Consider the following 17449-nt stretch of genomic DNA (forward strand, 5'->3'; position numbering starts at 1 on the left):
CCAATTTGCCGCAGCCCCTTTTTAAATTCAAGCCACTATCTCCGGTCAGAAGAGGGCCGAGATGGCAAGCTCTGCCCTCGCCTCCTTCGGTATCTCGTCCCCGTCCACAGTCGTTGTCCCTGACGACACTGCGCCGCCGAGGTCGATGTTGAAGAGCCAAAGATTGAGACCCAGTCCGGCCGTGTATACAGGGCCGATGTCGTCCATGGACAGGTTTTTGTAGATGCCTGCCCGGAGCTTGAGGAAATTGAATATACTCGCCTCAACACCTCCTCCCAGGTTCCTCGATTTGAGGCCGTTCGCGGCAGCCGTCTCGTTCTCCGTGACGTCTATGTCGGCCGCGAGGGTAAGAAAGTCGAAAGGCTTATAGGCGACACCGGCCCTGACCTGCGCCTTCTCCTTTATGCTGTCGGCAGGGTCTCCGGAAATCGGCTTCATATCGAATTTGGGCGAGTTCACGTTCCTTGCCACGACCCCGAACCTCAACTTGTCACCGAAGCGGTAGAGAGCGCCGAGATCGACCCCGAATGCGTTGCTCTCGGTGTAATCCTCTTTAGCCTCGTCGAGCACGTCAGAAACGTCCTTGTCGAACACCTCTACCCTCGCGTTATACACACGAGCCTTCATGAACTTGACATTGCCGCCGACCGAGAAGTCGTCATTTATCTTCCTGCCGTATGTAAGCGGGACCTCCGCGACGCCTATGCCCCTCACCAGGAGCGCAGACTCGTTCTCGTCTATGGTATTCCCTCCGCTTCCGGCGGCCGTATCTGCGACAGAGGCAAGCGTCTTTATCTGCTCGACGATATCGTCGGGCACTTCACCGGGAGGGGCCAGGCTCAGGCCCTGGTCGGCTATTTCTATGAAATTGCTCCTTTGGGTTGCGTCCCAGCCCAGGCCCTGCAGAAATGTGTCTAACTCAGCTTCCTGCGCGGGCGTAAGCACAAGGTTATCGACAGTGCCATCGCAACCTCCGCAGCTGTAGTTGCCGGGGTTCGTGAAATCATTGAGGTCGAAGTTATCGACCGGCCCGATGTTCAAGAGGTCGAGGTCCCCCCCTGAGAGACGCCTCAGAGAAGACATATCCGTTAAGCCCGTAGCGCCCGGCCTGGGCCCTCAGTCCACCGTTGGCGGTGATGACAAGCGCGCGGCCGGGGTCTTCGTCGAAGGCCTTAAGCCTGTCCACAATCTGGATAAAATCGTTTATCTCGTTTGTGGATATGGTCCCGCCGGAGAAGAGCGCATCGAAGTCTATCTGCGATATCGCGTCCACCTGCTCTCCAAGGTCCTTGCGGACCTGAACCCCTGCCCCGGCGTCCACTACCGCGCTCCACTTCCTTTTTCCGTACTCGCCGCCAGCGGCGTCCTTGAAGAACCCGAAGGCGGCCGGGTTCCAGTAGCTCGCCGTCGCGTCATTGGCAACCGCTACGCCAGCGCCCCCCATCCCGAGCGCCCTCGGTCCCACTATGCTCCATTCCCTTGATTCGGCATCTGTCGATGATACGGCCAGCAGCAGCGCGGCTGCGGCGCCAAGCACAAGTCTTTTTCCAATCTTCACGGCTATCCCGACCCTCCGGTTTATTTTTTATTTCAGCGCGGCATCTCTTTTATGAGCATACGCATGAGCTTGTCGGCCATTTTTGCCTGGTCCGGCCTGATTATGGTGTATTCCTCTATCAGCTCGTGGCTGGCCTTCCAGACTATGCGGCCGGTTGAGGAATCGACGAGCTTCAACCCGAGCCCCACTCTTGCGACCTTGTTGCCGTCCGCCCTGCCGTAGCCCCATGAGCTGACATAAGTGAGGAGTATCGCCTCGGCCTCTATCGACTCCCTGAGCTTCGCCACCGACTGGGGGTCGGATACGCCGAGCGTATTAATCTTCTGGATATAAAAGGCGAGCTCGTTAGCGAGCTCGGTGGAGTTGGATATCTGCGTCTTTATAGTGGTGCTGTCGACGATGTTATCGTATCTCTTGCTCTTCAGGAGGCTCGCAGACACCACCCCGTCTATGATGTCCCTGCTGGACTCGTGCTCCCCGACAGTGGCCGGCATTACGGCTATCGTCTTGGGGTGGAAGTCCTTGGCATCAGGGCTGAGCTGGCTGAAATTGATCCCGGCGCACCCGGCCAGGAAAAGGAAAGTAAAAAAAGCGAGTAAGGCAGTTTTTTTCACCGGACCTCCTCATAAAAATGGATTTTATTTGTGGTAATCTTCAACCTATGACATCGGCTGAAATACTCTTCTTCTTAAACGTATTTTTTCCTGACATGCCGTTTTCGGTGAGGCAGCAAAACCGCTATTTTTAAATGTGCGCCGCTCAGGCCCTCCGAATAAAAAGCGCCGGGTCCGACGTCCTTGTTCTCTTATAGAATAATTCACGTACTCCTCGGGCATCTTGTTCTCAGATTGCCGGCCACAGCGTCTCATTATATAAAGAGAGGACTTACAGATTGATTACAGATTGCGGTTTTTTTGATTTACAGACATGAGAAAAACAGACGAAGGACATAAATCGAAAATAATTCAAATACTTACACGACCGCGCCTGGTCAGGCGAGACTTGAGCGCACCAGTTAATTTGCCAAGAATTTTTCAGGCTGATCCGTAATTGCTGGAGGGCCGCCAGGCCTGACGGAAATGAGAAGTATCAAATTCAAGGGAATGTAATCAACTCAGGTTATAGCTGGCGTGGCCTGCCCCATCTTCAAGAGCACCTTAAGGACTCCCTTTTCCGACGCATATCCCATCGCCTCAATCCCTTCTTCAACAGGGAACACCTTCGAGACGAGCGGCTTCACATCAACCCTCTTTTCCTCGAGCGCCTGTATTGCGGGCTGGAACGGGCCGCACCTTGAGCCAATGAGGGCTATCTCATCAACCACGATACGGCTCAAGTCTATCTCGCACTTTCCGGCTACCGTCGTCTTCAAGACTACCGTGCCTGCGGGCCGCACCAGGTCGATGGCCGTTCTTATGCCATCCGCGCTTCCGGTGCAATCTATCACGAGGTCAAGCTCCTTCGTAAGCCCTTCGGTACTTGTCCTCGTGGGTATACCCCTCGCCTTGAGTATCGAGAGCTTCTCCTCGTGCCTGCCAATTGCCAAAAGAGCGCAGCCTGTTTGAGACATGACCTGCGCAACGAGCAAGCCCAGCCTGCCGTCGCCCAGAACGCAGACCCTCGTGTCCTCGTCCACCCTCACCTGCTCGAGTATCTCGTAAGCCGAAGCGAGCGGCTCGATAAAGACCGCCTCCTCATCCGAGATGGAATCAGGCAGCGGATGAAGGTTCCTGAACGGGAGCGTAAGATATCCGGCGAACGCGCCGTCCTTTCGGAGTATGCCCAGCACCTTCCTCTCCGGGCAGTGGTTTCCCATCCTCCGCCTGCAGTACGCGCACCTCCCGCAGGGGATGTTTATCTCCCCGGTTACGCGCTTCCCCTTTAGCCTCTCGTCCGCGCATTCCTCTATGACGCCGACGAACTCGTGGCCGAGGACGCCGCTAAAGCCCATGTAGCCTTTGGCTATCTCAAGGTCCGTCCGGCATATGCCGGCGAGCGTAACCCTTATGAGCGCCTCTCCGGGCCCGGGCTCGGGCGCCGGGTGCGCCACCTCGAAACGGAGCTTTCCGCTATCAAAAACGATTGCGTTCATGTCCTGGAGTATATCAAAAATCGCGTATTCAAAGCACCCGGAAAAAAACCGGGCGTGACTTTTATCACATTAAGGTACTTGCAATGAACCTATCATGAATGCATCGATTTTCGGGCGCGCTCTTTACGCGCCTCTGTAATGCTGTAGAGAGCTTGTAAGGATGTAGACTCCCCCATGCATATCCCCCATGAAGTGAACGCCAACTGGATTCCGCAGGCACGCCGCGCCCTCGGCTTCATCTTCCCGCACAGGTGGGCGCTCGCCTTCATCATGTCCCTTACGCTCGTGATGGCGGCCTTCGGGGCGCTCGAACCCCTTGTCATGAAATACATCTTCGACAAGCTCGGGACAGGGGCGCTCTCGCCTCTCCTTTACGGCGTTGCAATGCTAATAGGCCTGAACCTCGCGCGCGAGGGCGTGGGCGGGCTCTCAAACTGGCTCGCCTGGAAGGTGCGCCTCAGGGTCAACCACGGCATACTCGACGCGACGGTAGCGCGCCTGCACGCGCTCCCCGTGGCCTACCACAGGGAGGAGACTGTCGGGGGCATCATGACCAAGCTCGACAGGGGCGTAAACGGCTTCGTGGGCGCGGTCTCCGATATCGCCTTCAACGTCCTCCCCGGTATCGTCTACCTCCTGATCTCGCTCGCGGTGATGTTCAGGCTCGACCACAAGCTCTCGTTCATCGTCCTCTTCTTCGCGCCGCTCCCGGCAATCATAGGAATGTGGGCGGCGAACGAGCAGACGCAGAGGGAGCGGATGCTGATGGAGCGGTGGACGAGGATATTCTCGCGCTTTAACGAGGTCCTCACTGGCATATTCACTGTCAAAAGCTTCGCCATGGAAGACGCAGAGAAGCGCCGTTTCATGACCGGGGTCGAAAAGGCCAACAGGATGGTGCTCCGGGGAGTCGGCATCGACACCGGGGTCGGCGCGGCCAAGAACATAATCGGCGTGCTCGCCAGGGTCTCGGCCCTCCTGGCCGGAGGCTATCTCGTCATAAAGGGCGAGATAACCGCAGGAACACTCGTCGCCTTCCTCGGCTACGCAACCGGCCTCTTCACGCCGGTCCAGGGGCTTACGGGCGCGTACCAGACCATGCGGAAGGCCACGGTCTCGCTCGGGATAATATTCTCCATTCTCGACGCCCACGACCACATGTCGGATGCGCCCCATGCGGTGCCTGTAAGGACTTTACGCGGGGACGTCCTCTTCGACGGCATCTCCTTCGGCTACGACGGCAATAGGCCGATACTGACCGATATAAGCATGCATCTCAGGCCCGGCGAGTGCGTGGCCCTGGTCGGCCCGAGCGGCGCGGGCAAATCCACGATCGCCGCGCTCCTGCAGAGGCTTTACGACCCGAGCTCAGGGGCCATATTCATAGACGGGGCTGACTTGAGGGATTTGAAGCAGCGCTCGCTCAGGTCCAAGATAGGGGTAGTCTCCCAGGACGCCCTCCTCTTTAACGACACTGTGATGAACAACATCGCCTACGGAAAGCCCGGCGCATCGGTCGAGGAGGTCATCGAGGCCGCCAAGTCGGCCAACGCTCACGATTTCGTCATGCGCCTTCCAAAGGGCTATGATACGCCCATCGGGGAGCGCGGGGGCCTCCTCTCGGCAGGCGAGCGGCAGAGGATAAGCATCGCCAGGGCGATCATAAAAGACCCGCCGGTCCTTATACTCGACGAGGCCACCTCGGCCCTGGACGCCGAATCCGAGATGGCGGTCCAGCAGGCGCTCGATATCCTCATGCGGGGACGGACGACCCTCGTTATAGCGCACAGGCTTTCGACGGTAGTCGGCGCCGACAGGATTATGGTCTTGAAGGACGGGAACATCATCGAGACCGGAAGCCACCATGAGCTATTAAAGATAGGCGGCTATTACGCGAGCCTCGTCGAATGCCAGTCCAGGGGCCTCGCCGTTAGCGCGGCCTGACGGTCCGGGCGGATTACTTTCCTCCGCTCTTACCCTTCTTCCCTTTCGAGAATACTTCCCTGAAATAGACGCTGTAGGCCTGTATGGGGCAGTTGGGGCAATCCGGGTTCGCGGCCTTGCAGGTTTTTCTGCCGTGGAGGATAAAGAGGTGGGTGGTTTTCGTCCATCTTTCAGGAGGGATTATGGAGGTAAGGTCCGCCTCAATCCTATCCGGGTCGTCCGATGAAGTGAGGCCGAGCCTACCGGCTACCCTCTTCACATGCGTATCGACCGCCAGGGCGTTTTTGCCGTAGGCATTTCCCAGGACTATATTGGCGGTCTTCCTTCCGACGCCCGGTAGAGCCACGAGGGACTCGAGAGTATCCGGCACCTTGCCGCCGAACTCCCCTTCGAGCTTCGCGCAGCAGGCCTTTATGTTTTTGGCCTTGTTCCGGTAGAAGTTTATCGAGCTTATGTCCTTTTCAAGCTCTTCAAGGCTTGCCTCCGCGTAGTCGGAGGCGGTCCTGTACTTTTTAAAGAGCGGGCCGGACACCTTGTTTACGAGCTTGTCGGTCGCCTGCGCGGAGAGGATCGTCGCTATCAGGAGTTCCAGCGGGTTCTTGAATTCGAGGGCGGTGCGGGCGTCCGGAAACTCCTTTTCGAGTATGTCCAGGACCTTCCGGGCCTTATCTTTGGGGTCCACGGCCTCAGTGCGTCCGGTCGAGAACGAAATCGGCCACTGCCAGGAGGGCTGCCTTCTCAAGGCCCGGCTCGAATATGTCTAGCTCCCTCTTGGCCTCTTCCACATAGGCCCTGGCGCGGTCGACGGTGTACTCGATGCCCTTGTGCTTATTTATTATCGAAATAACTTTTTTAAGCCTGGCCTGGTCAAGGTCGTCGCCTTCGACGGCATCCCTTATGACCGCCCTCTCGTCCTCCGAGGCGAGGAGGGCGGCGCGGATAAGAGGCATCGTTACCTTGCCTTCCTTCAAATCGTTCCCCACGGATTTGCCGAGGCTCTCGTCAGTCGAGACATAGTCGAGACAGTCGTCCATGAGCTGGTAGGCTATGCCGAGGCCCATGCCGTAACTGGCGAGGGCCGCCTCTTTTTCCTGCCCGGACCCGGCGAGTATCCCGGCTATGCGGGCGGCAGCCGATATGAGGACCGCGGTCTTGTTCGTCACGACGTCGAGGTATTCCTTTTCCGTCGTATCCGCGTCGCTGTGCTTGAGGAGCTGCAAGACCTCGCCTTCGGCCATGCGCGTGGTCGTGTCCGATAGGACCTGCAGCACCCTCATGTCGCCGTACTTGACCGTAAGGAAAAAAGCCTTGGAGAAGAGGTAGTCCCCGACAAGAATGCTCGCCCCGTCTCCCCAGACCGTGTTGGCGGAGGCGCTCCCCCTCCGGAGGTTCGCGTTGTCAACCACGTCGTCGTGAAGGAGTGTAGCCGTGTGGATGAACTCTATAACGCCCGCCAGAGGTATATGCTTTTCGCCGCTGTAGCCGCAAAGCCTCGAGGCAAGAAGCATCACCATGGGCCTGAACCTTTTCCCGCCGCTCTTAAGGATATATTCCCCTACCTTGCTTACGAGGAAGACGTTCGAGTTCAGGCTGGCCTTGAAGCCCCGCTCCATTTCAGCTATGTCGGCCTTTATGAGGTCGAAGACCTCCTGGATATGCATGCGGTTCGGGCCGATGTGGTTCTCTTCCTTGAGTCCAGTCGTCTGTGCCAAAATAAGCTCCGATACCTGTCCGCTCGGGCCGCATTGGGCCCGTTCGGGAACAATAAGGGATATTATCCGATGATGTTACCCCAAGTACAGGTTTCTGTCAAAGTTATTTTACAAGGGAAAATCAAGGTATTCGGTGCTTAAAGGACGCATATTGGGCTTATTAGGCACTCGGAGCACTTGGCGGGGTCGGCCTTTCGCGGGCACCTCTCAAGTATGCCGAGCCTGCAGAGCGCGAAGTCGTATTTTACCGGGTCGGCTGGGTCGAGCTCCTTAAGGGCGTCCGTGACCTCCTCGGCCATCCTCCAGTCCGGGTGGGTCCTTCCGGAGAGGCCCAGGTTCCTCGATATTCTCGCGACATGGGTATCGAGCGGCATGACGAGCCTGCACGGCTCTACGCCTGTCCACTGTCCGAAATCCAGCCCGTCGCCCTTCCTTACCATCCACCTGAGATAGAGGTTGAGCCTCTTGCATGGGCTATTGTCGACAGGATTCGGAAAAAAGAACCTTACGCCCGCCTTTTGCGAGAGCCTCTTCTTTCCGTATATGGCAGACGAATCAAGGGCCAGCGCGCGTTCCGAGAAGGACGAGAGCGCCTCCTTTATGTTCTTCCTGGACGGCTCATATCCCTTCATGAAAAAGCCTCCTATGGAGCTCGCCTCCTCTATCATCTGCCTTGCGAACCAGAAAAGGCAGGCGATGTCCTCGCCCCTGTTGAACCTGTGGACGAAGCCGCTAAAGAGCGTAAGACCCTTCTCGGGCTCGAACCTCCTCGTAAACCTGTATGGGAATGGCCCTGCCGCCTCCAGCACCCTTGATACGCTCTTTTTTATCGTCTCGACCCTGCCGTAGGCGAGGGATGACGCCACGAGCCCGACTATCTCCCGGTCCTCCGGCCGGTCATACCTGTGCACGAACTCAAGGGGGTCTGTGGCAAGAAAGGAGCGGTCAAAAGTGCGGTAGAGGCGGTCCAGATGCTTTTTGAGCTTTTTAACGTCCATCCGTTTTTCCGTATCCTGGCCTTTTTTCGGACCGGCATAGCGAGCTGGCTTATTGCCGCTATAATTATACAATTATTCCAGCGCCAGCCATACAGGAATTTGACAGCACCCGGCGCATATTCGAAAAGGAGGTCACATTATGGGAAGAGCCGTTCCTGCAATGGCCGCTCTCGCGGCCCTGGCCGTACTCATCTCACCCGCAGTCCATTCGGGGGAGATAGCGGACAAGTTCTCGGAAGCGCTTAAGACCAGGGACAAGGCCGCTTTGGCCTCCCTCGTGGACGCGAACAGGGACTCCATCCCGGCGGAGGTCAGGTCCGTACTGGATTCGGCTGAAAAGGCCGCCCCGGAAGAAAAAGAAGGCCTCTTCTATCTGGCGGATGAGATGGCGATGGCTTACAAGGAGGCTACCGGAGATACCACGCTTCTCCTGGAGGTCAAGAAAAAATCCTTTGATTCAAGGCTTTCTGAGCCGGTACGCTCTACCCCCGAAAAAGGCGTCCATGTCGTTCACATACCCATGGCCGGCACGGACTCAAAGGACATCTTCAGGCCGGACAACATAATCATCAAAAAAGGCGCGACGGTCAGGTGGGTCAATAACGACGGCATAGACCACGTCTTCTCGTCCATGCCGCTCATAGGAAAGGGAGGCATCTCCGCGCCCGGCATAAAGCCGGGCGGGAGCTGGGATTTCGTCTTTAAGGAGCCTGGCGAATATTATTACATATGCTATATACATAAGGGCATGATCGGGAAGGTCACGGTCGAGGAGTGACGCATAAGCCCCGTTCGCGCCCTGGGGCGCGAACGGGGCTTGCATTGAACGCTCCACTACAGCGAATAGGTAAGGAAGACCATCCCTGTATGGGCCTCGTAGTCTGCCACAGGGCCCACGAGCGTAAGCACGTTCGATACGGCGGTCGATGACGGCTCGTAGTTGTCCACTGCCCAGTCGTCGGACTTATAGTCCTCATACCTGTACCCGGCTCCCACGCTCAGGTTCGCGCGGAGCCTGTACTTGCCCGTCACGCTCAGGGTCTTAAGCCTCGTCCTAAGCTCCGGGAGAGCGGTCGGGATGACCGCCGAAGATATGTCGCTTCCTGCCGTGTGGCGGATGCTCCCGCTGCTCCTCGAAAAAGAATAGTCGACGTCAAAGTCTGCCTTCTTTTCTAGAGCGGTCAGCTTCGCGCCCAGACCCCAGGTCTCGATATCGTCGTCATGGAAGGCCGTCCATTTCCTGTCCGCGTCGGCTGTATGGGTGAGCTTCGAAGCCCCTCCGTTATAGGCCCAACCCTCCTGCCTGGATTTCAGGTCCTCCCAGGTGTAAAAGGCGTATATCGACGCGTTCTTGACAGGCGTTATCGCGCCGTCGAGGCTCACTGAGCTGGTTTTGCTCTGCTGAAGGCCCAGGGCCGAGTCCCTGTAATCGTCTTTTCCGTAGTTCACGAAAAGAGAGAGGGATGAATTATATGTCGGCGTAAGCGTCGCGTTCGCGCCGTAGCGGAGCCTGTCCCTGTTCGCAACGTCGAACTTTCTCATGAGCGGGTGGTTGTCGAACTGCGCCGCCGCCCCGAGGGTTGCGACCACGTCGTCCATGTATTCCTGCGTGTGGTACTGGTCGTAAAGGAGCGACTCGTCATAGTCGGTACCCCTTCTTTCCGCCTGCAGGTAATCAAGCCCCACGGACACGTTCGGCATGTATGTCGACGTGACCGCCGCCCTATACGAGTTCTCGGAGGTCCTCTCCACCTCCCTCAGGTCCCGGTCGATTATGTCTCGGGTATAACCGAGTCTCACCGTAGTCGCCGGGAAGACCGCATAGGAGCCGTCGAGCTTCACCTGGTTCTGGGAGTAGTCGTAGGGAAGGCTATAGAGCGCGTGCGCCTCGGTCAGCGCGGCCTGCGGCTGGGCCGTGTCGTTCTTTACGTAGCGGAAAAGCGTGCGGGAGAGCTTGTTCTCGGTCTTGTAGAGCCTGTACCCGGCCTTGAGGCCGAGACCGGAAAGAGGCCTTGACGAGAGGTTGAGCGCAAGGTGCGTAACGTCTATCTCCGCGTCGGCCCTGCCCCTCGGGACGGCTGCCGTAACGGTACTACCGGAATTATGGGAATAAGGCAGCAGGTCGTCATCCTGCTTCATTATCCCGTACTCGAATGTCGCGGAGAGGCGCGAATGGTACGGGAGGCTTAAGCCGCCGGAGAGGCTCAGTCTGTGGTGGCGGTTATCCGGCGGGAGCGAGATCCTGCACTCGTCGCAGTAGTCGTAAAGCACCGCGCCGCCCGCGTCGACGTTAAACGGGTTTGCGAAGGTTATGGATTTCCTGCCGTTCGAGAAATCCGAAAGCGCGTACTGGAACTCGGCCTGGAAGGCCTCTTTCGTGTGGGCGGCCTTGAGCCGTAGGACGTCAGTCGTATAGTCCACCGGCTCGGGCAGGCCCACGGAGCGGGTCTGCCCGCCGGAGTACCCGGATGTGCCGCCTATGTATTTTATTCCTTCCTTCCGCTCCCGCTCGACCGAAAGCTCCATCTCGGTATCGCCGGAAGCCCTGTAGAATCCAGCCTTCCCTGACTTCCTCTCGAGCCTTAGCCTTACGCTTCTCCTGTGGTCCGCGAGGTCGGGCATCTGGGCGAGGCTCGTGTTGGTGCCCCGAGTGAACGCGCCGGGAAGGGTAAGGTTTGTCGAGCCGGCGCCCTCCAGCACGGTTACGCTGTTGTTAGATATTAGCTTCGGGGTCTCCGCGTACTCTACGAAGAGCCTGTATGACCCGAGCCTCCCTGCCTCGGCATACGCCCGCCTGTTCTCTAATCCGAGGTCATAAGCCCGGAAATCGAGGTAATACGCCCCGTCTCCGTAGCTCAAGTCAGCCCCGGCAAGGAGAAACGCCTTGTCTTTTGATAACCCGGTATATTCGCCGAGCTTGAACGATTCGGCCTTTGCGTCGATAAAGCCCCCGCCTAAGGTCACGCTTCCGCCGAGGCCGTCCTCTGCAAAAGAGAGCGCAGGATACCCGAGTGCCGCAAGCCCCAGGGCCAGCATCCCAATTTTCCTCTTCATATCTCCTCCTTGCTTGTAAGGCATGTTGAATCCGATTTGCGCAGATGGAGGTCATGATGGGGATTACGGGCTATCTCTGGAACCTCGGCCCCGAAGGGTGATTGGAGCCGTGCACCTGGGTATGGCAGTTCAGGCAGGCCTTCCCGACGAGCTGCTGGGCAACACTTCCGCTTCCTCCGACTATCTTGCTGCCATCATAGATGTTACTCGGATGGAACTGGACCGAGTGGCAGGACTGGCAGAGGAACGGCGCCCTCGTCTTAAGGAGCGCTTCGTGGTTGGAGCCGTGCGGGTCGTGGCAGTTCGCGCAGTTCTCCCTTACGGGCGGGTGCTCCCAGAGGAGCGGGCCGCGCTTCTCTGCATGGCACTGGTAGCATGTCTCGTTTACCGATGCGGTCTTAAGCAGGCTCGGTCCAGGGCCGCCGTGCGGGTTATGGCAGGCCGCGCAGTCCATGAGGCCCTCACGCAAAGGCATGTGAGAAGACCTCTGGAGCTGGGCCCTCCTTTCCTTGTGGCACTGGAAACAGGCCTTTTTCGAGTCCTCGTTCACGAAAAGGCTCTTGGGGCTCCTTTTCTCCATAACGTAATGGCACGAGTTGCAGGTAAGGTTCGCGTTGTCGTGCGAGCTCCCCTTCCAGTGCATCCTTATGCCTTTCTCATGGCAGCTCAGGCATACCCCGTTCTTCTTCTCAGGCCTTATGGAGCGGTCCTTGAACGAGAAGATGTGCTCCCTTGAAGGCACTTCTACATGCTTGCCCGCGGGGCCGTGGCAGGACTCGCAGTCATTGCCGCCCCTGTGCGGGAAGACCCTGCCGTGCCTGGTCTCCGAGTAGCTTTCCACGTATTGCGGATGGCAGTTGGCGCAAACGGACCTGTCGCCTACGAATGCCGCGTCCTTCTGCGCTGGATTTAGCAGCCCCCAGTCCGGCCCGGAGGCGGCCAAGGCAGCCTGGGCCAGGAAAAGGAATACCGCCAGGCCGAGAGGCAGGAACAGGAAACCTCTTATCATCTCTCCCCCTTTTCTTCTGCGTATGGCTTAACAGCATGAAGGCGCCAGGCCCCATGCGCTGCAGACTACGCCGATGCAAATAGCGAGAGAGCCCTGTCGGGGTGCCTTGATCTGGAATTGGACGGGATGTTTCCGCGGAATGGTCGTGGTGGGGAACTGAACGGTCCCGGCTCTGAACGAGCAGATTGACTATGACATATCAGATACCGGCAGATTTGTCAAACCGGAGGGAAGCGCCCCGGGCCTCAGCGCTCCTTCCTTCTCCGTATCCTTTCGGCGCAGTCGGGATCCCGTTCCGAAAGGAGCCTTTCCTGCACCTCTATCGGGTCCTTGAGCTCGTCCTGGACCGCCTTGCCGGTAGCGAGGGTCTCATCGAGCGGGCTTTGGTGCCTGAAGCCCCTCCGCTCCATTTCCCTTGCGTCCGCCTCGTGCCTGAGATAGAGGGCCCTTAGCTTGCCTCTCCACCGGGCGGTCTCAGGATGGCTGGAGAAGCCCTTGAGCCCGTTTATTATGATGCTCCAGAGCGCGTGCGCCTCGTTGTGCTCGCCTAAAAGATGCCGGTCGCATAGAAGCTCCGGGTCTATGTCCCATATCCTCATGGTCCTAACCGAAACACCTGACGGAAAGCCGGAACACCGCCTTCAAAGGAAATGCCTACCCTCGGATGGTTTTCGAATTCAATGAGACGATAAAAAGCTTTCTGGTACGGACCAGTCCTCGTTTAGGTAAAAAATCTTGAAGCTATCCCCTTTCGGAGGGAAAAGCATGAATGGCACCGGACCCCAGACACTTGAATAAAAACCAGCGCCCCCGTCAAAAGGCATCGTGGCCACATACGGGATGGGGAAATCGTAGCCATCGAGGTATGATATATCCAAGCTATCAGGAACTATCGTCGTGATACCGGTGTTATTAAGAGGGATTGCCACAAGGCTGCCGGTTGCAATCATGCTGCTTCTGTTGTTTATCGGAATAGCTCCTTTTTTTTCCATGTAATACTGGAAGCCCCAGTGCCCTTGGAACCAGATCTTCGTTCCCATGCCCGAGTATTTCTCCGAGATGGCCCTGGCAGCGGCCCTGGCGTTATCGGCAAAACCGTAATCGGCCCACGCTACGAAAAAGGAGACGGCTAGCGCCGGGATAAGCGGAAGATACACCCTCAATAAACTTTTCCCCTCGGCCGCCCTCATTACGAGGATTGCGGCGGCAGGGACCATCGGCAGTATCGACCTTGCGTTTATGGTCCAATTGACGAATGTCGCAAAAACGAAGGTGCCTGCCACCCAGAGAAGGAGGAGGACCGAGGCCGCGTCCCTTCTCTTTACGAAGTCAGTGGCCGCAAGCAGGAGTATGCCGGCCCCGGCAGCCCAGCAGGCCGCCATTTGCGCAATGTAGCCCCAGCCGAAACCCGGCTCGAAGAGGACAATGCCTCCCATGGTGCCTTTTCCGTAGACATACGCGGCCCCGGCTGCGGCGAGCGCGGCTCCAATCAGAGCGGCCCTGAGGCCCAGGACTGAAGGGAGGAGGAATAAGGCCATTATTACGGAGCCGCCCGCAAAGACGACCCCAATAAAGGCCTTCTCTGCGGTAATCCCCCTGCTCCCGCCCGTAACGCCTGTTGCGTAGCCTGCGGCATCGAGCAGGAGCCCCCTCCCGTACATGTGCTGCGTATAGAGCTGATATCCGACAAGCGCCGCGACCGGGATAACGAGGTATGCGAGCGCCTTGATGCCCCTTTTCCCGTGGAATAAGGAATAGACCAGAAGGAGAGGTATCAGGCTCACTCCGAAGTATTTCGTGAGCGCGGCGAGCGCTATAAGGACCCCTCCGATTGCAAGGTCCAAGCCCCTATCCCTGTCGAGCCCCCGTATCCAGAAGACCATGGCCCAGTTCCAGAAGGCAAGGAGCATCACGTCGCACATTAGGCTGGTCGAGGAAACGAGAAAGGCGGGGGTGGCTACAGCCGCAAGCGCGGCCGCCAAAGGCATCTTCGTAAAACGGAGAGCCAGCGCATAGGCGCCGAGCGCGGCAAAGAGCGCCGGGACAAGGAAAGCGATATGGAGCGCCCTCTCGGAAAAGCCCGTGAAAAGGGCTATGAGCGCCATGTAATAGCTCGTAAGCGGCGGGTTCTTTATGAAATCATGCGCCGCGCTCTCGTAGCTCCACCAATTGCCGTTAAAGCCGTAGAAATCCCAGGGACTCTCGAGTATCTGCCGCGCGGTCCAGACAAAGAGCGTGTCGTCTATATGGAAAGCCTTGTCAATGAATGGGAGTAGCGGCAGGACGGCCGCAAGAGATATTATTATCAGATGGCTTTTTGGAATGCCTGTCTTCATATGCCTCCGGAACCGTGCCGATTAAATTCTGGTATGTTGTTCCGATTCAAAAACTTGGCGAAGGACTCCCTGCGCTCTGCAAACGCGAATCATGCTCAGGGGGTGCCGCGCGGCCTCACCGGGAACCCGGCCATTCGCGGCACGTCCTCGGCCAGGAGGTCCCTCGGCAGGACCCAGTCCTCGTTCATCCGGAATACGACATAGGTCTCCCCCTTGGGCGGGAAGAGCATGAACGGCATGGGGCCCCACTGGTGCGCGTAGAACCCTGCGCCGCCGCCCTGGGGCATGGTCTCAACGTACTGGGCCGGGAAGCTGTCGACCATGCCCGTCTTATCGAGCCGGTCCGGGAAGCGCTTGAGGCCGTAGTTGTTATACGGGATGGCCACCATGCTCCCTTTTTTTATTTCGCTCCCCTTTGCGTCTATCGGGAGAGCGCCAGCGCTCTCCATGTAATACTGAAAGCCCCAGTGTCCCTGGAACCAGAGCTTTCCTCCACCGGAATATCCTTCCGAGATTATCCGGGCGGCTGTCCTTGCGCTGTTCGCGAAATTATAATCGGCCTGGGTAACGAAAAAAGAGACCGCGAACGCCGGGATAATGGGGAAATAGGCCCTCAGCGCGCCCTTGCCCTCGGCCGCCCTCATTAAAAGCATGGATACCGCGGGGACCATCGGCAGTATAGACCTGGCGTTTATGGACCAATTGACGAAGACGGCGAAGACAAAGGTCCCGGCCACCCATAAAAGGAGAAGTACAGAACCTGCGTCCTTCCTTTTCATAAAATCGGATACGGCAAGGAAGAGCACCCCGGCCCCGGCAGCCCAGTAGACCGCCAACTGCGCTATGAAGCCCCAGCCGAAGCCGGGCTTGAAGAGGACGACATCCTCTTCCTCGAATGAGCCCTTAAGGTACGCATACGCTGCACCGGCTGCGGCAAGCGCAACACCAGCCGCGACCGCCCTGAGGCCGAATAGCGAGGGGATGAGGAAAAGGGCCGTTATTATGGAGCCGCCGACGAAAACCACGCCTGTAAAGACCCTTTCATGCTGCGGCATGGCGCTAAAGACCTTTATGCCGGTGGCATAGTCCGCGGCGTCGAAAAGTAGCCCCCTCCCGTACATGTATTGCGTGTAGAACTGATACCCCGCGAGCGCGGCAACCGGTATCAGGAAATACGCGAGCGCCTTGAAGCCCTTCTTCCCCCGGAATACGGAATAGGCAGCAAGGAGAGGTATGAGGCTCACCCCGAAGTATTTCGTGAGCGCGGCAAGGACAATAAGCACGCCGCCTATTGCGAGGTCAAGGCCCCTGTCCTTATCGAGCCCCCGTATCCAGAAGAACATGGCCCAGTTCCAGAAGGCAAGCAGCATCACGTCGCACATGACATTTGTCGAGGAGACGAGAAAGGCTGGGGTCGCAACCGCCGCAAGCGCCGCCGCCAGTGGCATTTTCGTGAAACGGAGCGCCATCGCGTAGGCGCCGAGCGCGGCAAAAAGCGCGGGGACCAGGAAAGCTATATGGAGCGCTTTCTCGGAGAAGCCCGTAAAGAGGGCTATGAAAGCTATGTAATAGCTCGTAAGCGGAGGGTTCTTTATGAATGTATGCGCAGCATTTTCATAGCTGAACCAGTTCCCGGTAAAGCCGTAGAAGTCCCAGGGGCGTTCGAGTATCTGCCTCGCGGTCCAGACAAAGAGCGTATCGTCTACATGGAAGGCCTTGTCAATGAAGGGGAGGAGCGGCAGGACGGCCGCAAGAGATAAGACCAATATATGGCTTGCCTTGGGCCCTGACTTCATCTACAAGATACCCTAAAAAACCCGGTCATCATCGATTTTCCAAAAGTTTTATCCTTCACAGGAACTCTAACACAGCAGAAGTATCCGTTTCAATTCAAAACCTTGCGGCCGGAACGGAGAAAACCAGGCAGCCTGCCCCGGATACTCCTCCGAGCACGTGCGCATCGGAACAGCGGCCGCGCAAGTTGACTTTTGGCGATTCCGCACAAACAATTAAATATGTCCTTATAAGGAGGTTGGCCATGAAATATCTTGTAGAATCACCACACACGAAGGAAGAATGCGCAAGGGAGATGGACGGAATACTGGCGAAGGGCGAGAAGACCCTCGATAACTTCTACTGGGGATGCAGCAAGGGCGACCACACTGCCTACGCCATAGTAGACGCGAAGAACGAATCAGAGGTCAAGCAGATGATCCCTGATTTCGCGAGGGACAGGGCAAAGGTAGTCGAGGTGGACAAGTTCTCCCCTGACAAGATAAGGTCTTTCCATTAACCAGGATGGGGCGGCCTGAAATCAGGAACACGGGCAAGGCCGCCCCTTTCCATGAATTCAATGGCTAAGGACAAAAAAAAGGAGCTCCTCAACTTCCTGGACAGGAGGGCGTTTGACCCCATATTGAGGGCGCGCGAAAGCGACTTCCCTGATTCGAAAAAGATGGCCTTGAAGGACGTCCAGAACGCGACCAGGAAGGAGAAGGAGCGCTTTCATAAATACGGGAGCGCTGAGGAGGTCGTCGTGAACTTCAAGCGCGACCTGCACTCGGGCGCGGCGAGGAAGGTGAATAGCGAGCTTGAGACGCTGGGTCTTCCAAGGCTTGCGGACGTGAAGGACGAATTCGAGGACCTCGGAAGGAAATTGGGCGTTGCGGCGTAAGCAAAAGATCGGCTTTCAGCTTTTCCGTGCATAAAAAAACCCGCCAGATTTCTCTGGCGGGTTTTGATTTAA

The 17449-nt window shown here is 57.5% G+C and carries 16 protein-coding genes; 4 read left to right on the forward strand and 12 right to left on the reverse strand.

All coding sequences use genetic code 11. The features are described 5' to 3' along the window. Positions 1-45 precede the first annotated feature (45 nt). The 4 genes from K8I01_03080 to K8I01_03095 form a co-directional block, all read right to left on the reverse strand. On the reverse strand, positions 46-1041 hold the full coding sequence (locus tag K8I01_03080; GenBank protein MBZ0219406.1) for a conjugal transfer protein TraF: 996 nt from the start codon (positions 1039-1041) through the stop codon (positions 46-48). After that, the gene (locus K8I01_03085) at positions 1019-1558 is read right to left on the reverse strand and encodes a hypothetical protein (GenBank protein ID MBZ0219407.1); all 540 of its coding nucleotides are present in this window, start codon (positions 1556-1558) and stop codon (positions 1019-1021) included. The genes K8I01_03080 and K8I01_03085 overlap by 23 nt, the downstream gene beginning before the upstream one ends. 32 nt (positions 1559-1590) lie before the next feature. After that, entirely contained in the window at positions 1591-2172 is a 582-nt protein-coding gene (locus K8I01_03090; protein MBZ0219408.1) for a hypothetical protein, read from the reverse strand. Positions 2173-2672: 500 nt separating this feature from the next. After that, positions 2673-3650 carry an alcohol dehydrogenase catalytic domain-containing protein gene (locus tag K8I01_03095; GenBank protein MBZ0219409.1) on the reverse strand — a complete coding sequence of 326 codons (978 nt, stop codon included), beginning with the start codon at positions 3648-3650 and terminating at the stop codon, positions 2673-2675. 174 nt (positions 3651-3824) lie between these two features. Between K8I01_03095 and K8I01_03100 the strand changes: the two genes are divergently transcribed. Next, on the forward strand, positions 3825-5594 hold the full coding sequence (locus tag K8I01_03100) for an ABC transporter ATP-binding protein/permease (GenBank protein MBZ0219410.1): 1770 nt from the start codon (positions 3825-3827) through the stop codon (positions 5592-5594). A gap of 13 nt (positions 5595-5607) precedes the next feature. Here K8I01_03100 and nth read toward each other — a convergent pair whose 3' ends face one another. The 3 genes from nth to K8I01_03115 all read right to left on the reverse strand — a co-directional run bounded on the left by nth (position 5608) and on the right by K8I01_03115 (position 8304). Further along, complete coding sequence (gene nth, locus K8I01_03105) at positions 5608-6276, reverse strand: endonuclease III (protein MBZ0219411.1); 669 nt, start codon at positions 6274-6276, stop codon at positions 5608-5610. A gap of 4 nt (positions 6277-6280) precedes the next feature. Continuing rightward, complete coding sequence (locus K8I01_03110; protein ID MBZ0219412.1) at positions 6281-7255, reverse strand: polyprenyl synthetase family protein; 975 nt, start codon at positions 7253-7255, stop codon at positions 6281-6283. A gap of 188 nt (positions 7256-7443) precedes the next feature. Then, positions 7444-8304: a TIGR02757 family protein gene (locus K8I01_03115; GenBank protein MBZ0219413.1), complete on the reverse strand. Its 861-nt coding sequence runs from the start codon at positions 8302-8304 to the stop codon at positions 7444-7446. Between the two features lie 139 nt (positions 8305-8443). Between K8I01_03115 and K8I01_03120 the strand changes: the two genes are divergently transcribed. Continuing rightward, positions 8444-9082 carry a hypothetical protein gene (locus K8I01_03120; protein MBZ0219414.1) on the forward strand — a complete coding sequence of 213 codons (639 nt, stop codon included), beginning with the start codon at positions 8444-8446 and terminating at the stop codon, positions 9080-9082. A 56-nt stretch (positions 9083-9138) separates the two neighbouring features. On the opposite strand, the gene K8I01_03125 is transcribed toward K8I01_03120, so the two are convergent. From K8I01_03125 to K8I01_03145, 5 genes are all read right to left on the reverse strand, one after another. Further along, positions 9139-11358, reverse strand: coding sequence for an MtrB/PioB family decaheme-associated outer membrane protein (locus K8I01_03125; GenBank protein ID MBZ0219415.1), 2220 nt, complete (start codon positions 11356-11358; stop codon positions 9139-9141). 70 nt (positions 11359-11428) lie between these two features. Beyond that, positions 11429-12367 (reverse strand): DmsE family decaheme c-type cytochrome, encoded by a 939-nt coding sequence (locus K8I01_03130; protein MBZ0219416.1) that lies wholly within the window; start codon positions 12365-12367, stop codon positions 11429-11431. Between the two features lie 245 nt (positions 12368-12612). Beyond that, entirely contained in the window at positions 12613-12966 is a 354-nt protein-coding gene (locus K8I01_03135; GenBank protein MBZ0219417.1) for a pyrimidine dimer DNA glycosylase/endonuclease V, read from the reverse strand. 78 nt (positions 12967-13044) lie between these two features. After that, positions 13045-14703 (reverse strand): glycosyltransferase family 39 protein, encoded by a 1659-nt coding sequence (locus K8I01_03140; GenBank protein MBZ0219418.1) that lies wholly within the window; start codon positions 14701-14703, stop codon positions 13045-13047. A 95-nt stretch (positions 14704-14798) separates the two neighbouring features. Further along, on the reverse strand, positions 14799-16499 hold the full coding sequence (locus K8I01_03145) for a glycosyltransferase family 39 protein (protein ID MBZ0219419.1): 1701 nt from the start codon (positions 16497-16499) through the stop codon (positions 14799-14801). 242 nt (positions 16500-16741) lie between these two features. On the opposite strand from K8I01_03145, the gene K8I01_03150 reads away from it, so the two are divergent. Together K8I01_03150 and K8I01_03155 are read left to right on the forward strand one after the other, a co-directional pair. Next, positions 16742-16996: a hypothetical protein gene (locus K8I01_03150; protein ID MBZ0219420.1), complete on the forward strand. Its 255-nt coding sequence runs from the start codon at positions 16742-16744 to the stop codon at positions 16994-16996. 60 nt (positions 16997-17056) lie between these two features. After that, a complete protein-coding gene (locus K8I01_03155) occupies positions 17057-17377 on the forward strand; it encodes a hypothetical protein (GenBank protein MBZ0219421.1) in 321 nt (106 codons plus the stop codon). The last annotated feature ends 72 nt before the right edge of the window (positions 17378-17449 follow it).

This window comes from Deltaproteobacteria bacterium, from assembly GCA_019912665.1.
Lineage (GTDB): Bacteria > Desulfobacterota > GWC2-55-46 > GWC2-55-46 > GWC2-55-46 > UBA5799.